The following is a 4,171-nucleotide window of genomic DNA, read 5'->3' on the forward strand; positions in this document are numbered from 1 at the left end:
CAGCATTCGACGCTTGGCTATCGTTCACCCTGCCAGTATTTAGATGACTGGCTCACTGAGCAACATCAGGAAAAACAGGCGGCATAAAAGCCACCTGTTGGAAGACGAAAAATCGAGGGGAGCTCAGAGTTAGAGTTAGAGTTAGAGTTAGAGTTAGAGTTAGAGTTAGAGTTAGAGTTAGAGTTAGAGTTAGAGTAGTAATTTCTTACCAAGATTTTTTACCAAGTTTTCTTACCGAGAAACGCCATGACCACCATCACCACTGTCAAGCAAGAAGATCTCATTGAGTCGGTAGCCGCTGCGCTCCAGTACATCAGCTATTACCATCCGGTCGACTACATCCAGCATCTGGCGCGCGCCTACGAGCAGGAACAAAATCCGGTGGCCAAGGACGCGATCGCGCAGATCCTGACCAACTCGCGCATGTGCGCCGAAGGCAAACGGCCGATCTGCCAGGACACCGGCATCGTCAACGTATTCCTGAAGATCGGCATGAGCGTGCGCTTTGAAGGCTTCAAGGGCTCAATCACTGACGCCGTCAATGAAGGCGTGCGCCGCGGTTATCTGAACCCGGACAACATGCTGCGCGCCTCAATCGTGGCCGATCCGCAGTTCGAACGCAAGAACACCAAGGACAACACACCTGCCGTGGTGCACATGGAACTGGTACCGGGCAATACCGTCGACGTGCAGATTGCAGCCAAGGGCGGCGGCTCGGAAAACAAGACCAAGTTCGTCATGCTGAATCCTTCCGATTCGCTGGTCGACTGGGTCATGAAGACGGTACCGACGATGGGTGCGGGCTGGTGCCCGCCGGGCATGCTCGGCATCGGTATCGGCGGCACTGCCGAACGTGCCATGCTGATGGCCAAGCAAGTGTTGATGGAAGATATCGACATATACGACCTGCTCAAGCGCGGCCCGCAAAACAAGGCCGAAGAACTGCGTATTGAATTGTTCGAAAAGGTCAATGCACTGGGCATCGGCGCGCAAGGTCTGGGCGGCCTGACCACGGTGCTCGACGTCAAAATCATGATGCACCCGACCCACGCGGCATCGAAGCCGGTGGCAATGATCCCGAACTGCGCGGCAACCCGCCACGGCCATTTTGTCCTCGACGGTTCCGGCCCGGCCTTCATGGAACCGCCATCGCTGTCCGAATGGCCGGAGGTACATTGGGTGCCGGACACCGAGAAATCGAAACGGGTCGACCTCAACACTCTGACCAAGGAAGAAGTGGCATCGTGGAAGCTAGGCCAGACCCTGCTGTTAAACGGCAAGATGCTGACCGGCCGTGATGCCGCGCACAAGCGCATTCAAGAAATGCTGGCCGCCGGAGAAAAGCTGCCGGTCGATTTCACCAACCGCGTGATCTACTACGTTGGTCCGGTCGATCCGGTGCGCGACGAAGTGGTCGGCCCAGCCGGCCCGACGACCGCAACCCGCATGGACAAATTCACCGGCATGATGCTGGAGCAAACCGGGCTGATCTCGATGATCGGCAAATCGGAACGCGGCCCTGCGGCAATCGAATCCATCAAGAAACACAAGTCGGCTTACCTGATGGCCGTCGGCGGTGCGGCTTACCTGGTATCGAAGGCGATCAAGTCGGCGCAAGTGCTCGGCTTTGCCGATCTTGGCATGGAAGCGATCTACGAGTTCGACGTCAAGGACATGCCGGTGACGGTGGCAGTCGATTCCAACGGCATCTCGGTACACAACACCGGGCCGAAGGAATGGCAGGAAAAGATTGCGCATGTAGCGCTGTCTAAAATTCCAGTGACGACCATCTGATCTGACTCATCGATGACCAGCAACACTGGAAAAATGCCGATGGCGCAAGCTGCGCCCATCGGCATTTTTGATTCCGGCATCGGCGGCTTGTCGGTACTGCGCCATATTCACCAGAATCTGTCGCACGAAAATCTTTTGTATTTTGCCGATTCCGCCTACGCCCCTTACGGCGACAGATCCGAACCGGAAATTTCGGCACGCTCGCTGGCAGTCACGCAGTTTCTGCTGCAACGTGGCATCAAGGCATTGGTTGTGGCATGCAATACGGCTACCGCCGCCGCCATCCAAGCGATACGCGAGGCATATCCGAATTTGCCGGTAATCGGCATCGAACCGGGGCTCAAACCCGCTGCCGCGCAAAGCCATAGCAAGATCGTCGGCGTACTGGCAACCAAAGCCACCCTGCTCAGCGCCCGCCTACTCACCCTAGAGCAACAAATCAGCGCCGCCAGCGGCGTGCGTTTTGCGCTGCAAGCCTGCGTCGGCCTGGTCGACCAAATCGAAAAAGGCGAATTGCGTTCAGCCCAGACCGCGCAACTGCTGCGACGCCATATCGCCCCGCTGATGGGGCAAGGCGCAGATACGCTGGTCTTGGGCTGCACCCACTACCCATTCGTGCGACCGTTAATTGAAGATATCGCCAGCAGTCTCAGCACAAATCCAATCGCCATCATCGATACCGGGGATGCCGCAAGCCGGCAGTTGACAAGAGTCTTGCGCGACAACGCCCTGTTGCAAAGTCCGCAACAACAAGGCAATGTGACTGCCTTCACTACGGGCAGCCAAACCGCGTTGAAAACCGCATTCAATAGCCTGCTCCAGCTACAACCAGCGATCCAGCAAGTGGCAAGCATGGCCCACACGACAGCAATCTCGTGATTAAGCATTTTTTAATTTGCCAGCCGGCAGGTTACGTTATATACTAGCGAGCTGTCTTAGTGCTGAACAAGCATGACAGTATTTGCAGTAGTGAGGCAATGGTGGCTGTAGCTCAGTTGGTAGAGTCCAGGATTGTGATTCCTGTTGTCGCGGGTTCGAGTCCCGTCAGCCACCCCAACGAATTTATTAAAATCAATAACTTAGGAGTTTCACGTAATTTCATATCGTGAATTTTCCAACGGTTATTAGATTTTTCCAACGAAGCCCATCATTGCGATGGGCTTTTTTTATTTGTAGCTCCTATCATGCGCGCGCATTGCGCGAATCTCTCCCCTCTCCCCAAACCACAGATAAATACGGGGTACTCCCTTGGCTCTAGCACAAAAATACTGGGTAAATAAACAGGTGTTAGCGCTGATAACTGAGCTTCCCTCGATTTTTCGTCTTCCAACAGGTGGCTTTTATGCCGCCTGTTGGAAGACGAAAAATCGAGGGAAGCTCACCCTCCATCGTATCGATGCAATTTTTATATTCATGCCTTTCAAAGGTAAATGCCTGAACCGATCTCAATCAGAGATTTGGACATGGGAAATAGCGCAGGCTACCAAGGTTGCGTTCTCCCTGAGGTCAAACCCGGAATCAGTTTTTCATCATCTTCTCCCGCTGTCAGCATAGTTGGTAACATGAAACTAAGCTTCGGGCGCGAAGCGCCTCTGCGCTTGTCTCCCAGGTCATCAGACAGGCGACGCAGTATGTAATTTTTGTTGCGATGTCGGCGATGGGACGAGGCTGGTCCCGGAGTGACCGATAGGTCTTTATCACTTCATTAACACGAAGTACCCCAGGCTCTGCTACAATTTCGCCGCGGTCCATCCAGACTTCGCGTTGTCGTGCCCATGCTTCGGCTCAGGCTTTGGTCAGGAATGTCTTATACAGACCTACCTTTATGATCTTTACGACGTATAAGCGAACGCCTGGAAACGCCGATTTTTACCATGCTTGCTACGTATCACTCGCTCTATTATTTTGTATCGCTGGCCGTCTGCAAAGCGATTTATAGGATGAGTGCTTCGTAGAAGGAATAGTAAAAATTTCAATGGAAATATATCCAGTCTCGCCATAGTTCAATGGATAGAACGAGTGCCTCCTAAGCGCTAGATACAGGTTCGATTCCTGTTGGCGGGACCAGACACCCCTTATTTCATGTGCCTTGCAGGGAATGTTGGCGTAATTTTGGCGTAACCAAAATAATTACAGCAGTCTGCTGGCCAGCTCAGGAAGTGCAGCGCTGAAGTTGCTTTTTTCTACTCGAAGACAAGCCACCGTCGAAAATAAAGTCCCCCTCGGGAAAACCATAACCTTTATAACTTGTTTCTGGAAATGGCTGGAAACCCTTGTTGCTGAGCTTCCCTCGATTTTTCGTCTTCCAACAGGTGGCTTTTATGCCGCCTGTTTTTCCTGATGTTGCTCAGTGAGCCAGTCATCTAAATACTGGCAG

The 4,171-nt window shown here is 53.2% G+C and carries 2 protein-coding genes and 2 tRNA genes; all 4 read left to right on the forward strand.

Translation table 11 applies throughout. The annotated features are described in order from the left end of the window. Positions 1–255: 255 nt before the first annotated feature. Complete coding sequence (locus ACIQ0R_RS11620) at positions 256–1,794, forward strand: fumarate hydratase (RefSeq protein ID WP_395827546.1); 1,539 nt, start codon at positions 256–258, stop codon at positions 1,792–1,794. 12 nt (positions 1,795–1,806) lie between these two features. Beyond that, positions 1,807–2,673, forward strand: coding sequence for a glutamate racemase (murI, locus tag ACIQ0R_RS11625; protein ID WP_395827543.1), 867 nt, complete (start codon positions 1,807–1,809; stop codon positions 2,671–2,673). Between the two features lie 101 nt (positions 2,674–2,774). Then, positions 2,775–2,850 (forward strand) — tRNA-His (locus tag ACIQ0R_RS11630). Positions 2,851–3,786: 936 nt separating this feature from the next. Further along, a tRNA-Arg gene (locus ACIQ0R_RS11635) sits at positions 3,787–3,861 on the forward strand. Positions 3,862–4,171: the final 310 nt, after the last annotated feature.

Source organism: Collimonas sp. (assembly GCF_044339385.1).
Lineage (GTDB): Bacteria > Pseudomonadota > Gammaproteobacteria > Burkholderiales > Burkholderiaceae_D > Collimonas.